This is a genomic window from Bacteroidia bacterium, from assembly GCA_026932145.1.
Taxonomy (GTDB): domain Bacteria; phylum Bacteroidota; class Bacteroidia; order J057; family JAIXKT01; genus JAIXKT01.
In genome coordinates this window covers 1-1,706 of record JAIXKT010000002.1, presented here as the reverse complement: position 1 = coordinate 1,706, position 1,706 = coordinate 1, and the positions used below count along the sequence as shown (strand labels likewise).

Genomic DNA, 1,706 nt, shown 5'->3' with positions numbered 1-1,706 from the left:
TTTTCTGGTTGGACGGCTTCGCCGTCCCCGCCCAGCGCAGGTAACGCAAGCCGTTGGCACGACCTTTGCATAATTAGGTTTTTGGAAAATAAATCATGGCAACTCCAAAAGGTATGAGAGCGCAAAGATTTCTAACTGCTTCTGGTAACGCAGTTCATATTTATAGCGACAAAGAAAAAGTTGTCTTGCAAATTCGGCATGAAGTTCCGACCGAAACAGATTTATTAGCAAGTTCTTTCAAAGTTGCAGTTGAATTATCTGATGATGATGTTTTAGCAATAGCGGGTGAATTACTTTCAGCAATTTCATTACATAGGAGACATCTAGCCAAACATGACAGCAACGAATGAAAAATCAGGTTGTTTGAGCGTCATTTTTCCATTTTTGAAACGCTCGCAAAAAGAAACAGCATCTAAAACACTTCCATATCGTTTGCGTGATGATTTTCTTTCTCCAGCAGAATTTTCGTTTTATAAAGTTCTTTCTTCTCTTGTTGGCACACGATTATTAATTCAGTCAAAGGTAAGATTGGCGGATATTTTCTTTGTGGCTCGTCCAAATGAAAATATCGCCTACTTCAATAAAATTGCTCAAAAGCATTTAGATTTTCTAGTTTGCGATTCTGTCACGATGAAGCCGTTATTTGGCGTTGAGTTGGACGACTCTAGCCATAAGCGAAACAATAGGCAAGAGCGTGATGAGTTTGTAGAAAGTGTTTGCAAAGTCGCTGGTTTGCCATTATTGCGCTTGCCAGTTCAGAGAGAGTACAATTCCAGAGAAATTGCGGCTCAAATTGCGCCATTTGTGAATGATAAAGTTGGCGTTTCCACTCCGTCGCAACCAGAAGTAAATAAGCAGGTTAGTTCAGTACCGCTTTGCCCGAAATGCGGTATTCCAATGGTCTTAAGAACAGTGGCGCAAGGTGAACATAAAGGAAAGCAGTTTTACGGTTGTCAAAATTATCCTCGCTGTCGAGAAATGAAACTCGTTACTGCATAAGTGAGTCTTAAAGTCAAAAGCGTGCCAACACAGCGTGCACCTGACGCTGGGGACTCGGCGCACATCCCAAACAGTTTTCTACGCCTTGCCCTTTTTCTGGTTGGACGGCTTCGCCGTCCCCCCCCAGCGCAGGTAACGCAAACCGTTGGCAAGAACTTGCGTTAAATCTTTAAGTCGGTTTTTCAAAAATAAGTTGCATTTTCAAATTAGCGTTTTGAGTCTTACAAATCAAAGTTTTGATTTTTAGCAAAGGTTCTACTTCAATAAAGTCGGGCATTTTTAACGGTGGTTATTTTCCAAGTTTCTGTTCGCTAAAAAATTGGCTCAGGTTTTTTGTTCCGCAAGTTTCTCTTCAAATTTGCTCAGGTTTCTAAAATCGGCTTCAAGGTTTTCGGTTTAGGTTTTAGCAGACAAGCGGTTTCATTTGGCAAAGTCCGTTCTTCATGGCTTGCGTTTTGTTTAGCAAAGTCAGGCTTCTGAAATCGGCTACATTTTTTCAGCAAGCGTTTCGGCAAGTTTAGTTCAGGCTTTTTTGTCAGGCTCATTTTTTCTGGCAAAGTTTACTTTTTGCAAAGTCAGTTTTTAGCAAAGGGTTCGGTGAGTTCTCGGTTCTGCGTTTTGGCAAGTCAGTCGTATTTTTCAAAGCAAAATCGGGCTTGTAAAAAAATGCGGCTCGTGTAAAATCAAGTCAGTGAAAGGCGCGGTTT

2 protein-coding genes are annotated in these 1,706 nt (G+C 41.3%); both read left to right on the top strand.

Annotated elements, in window-relative coordinates; all coding sequences use genetic code 11:
* Positions 1–95 precede the first annotated feature (95 nt).
* Positions 96–350, top strand: coding sequence for a hypothetical protein (locus tag LC115_00835; GenBank protein MCZ2355225.1), 255 nt, complete (start codon positions 96–98; stop codon positions 348–350).
* On the top strand, positions 334–999 hold the full coding sequence (locus LC115_00830) for a DUF2726 domain-containing protein (GenBank protein MCZ2355224.1): 666 nt from the start codon (positions 334–336) through the stop codon (positions 997–999). The genes LC115_00835 and LC115_00830 overlap by 17 nt, the downstream gene beginning before the upstream one ends.
* Positions 1,000–1,706: the final 707 nt, after the last annotated feature.

Coding starts and splice junctions, on each gene's coding strand:
- LC115_00830 (MCZ2355224.1), top strand. CDS start 334: ATGACAGCAACGAATGAAAAATCAGGTTGTTTGAGCGTCATTTTTCCA.
- LC115_00835 (MCZ2355225.1), top strand. CDS start 96: ATGGCAACTCCAAAAGGTATGAGAGCGCAAAGATTTCTAACTGCTTCT.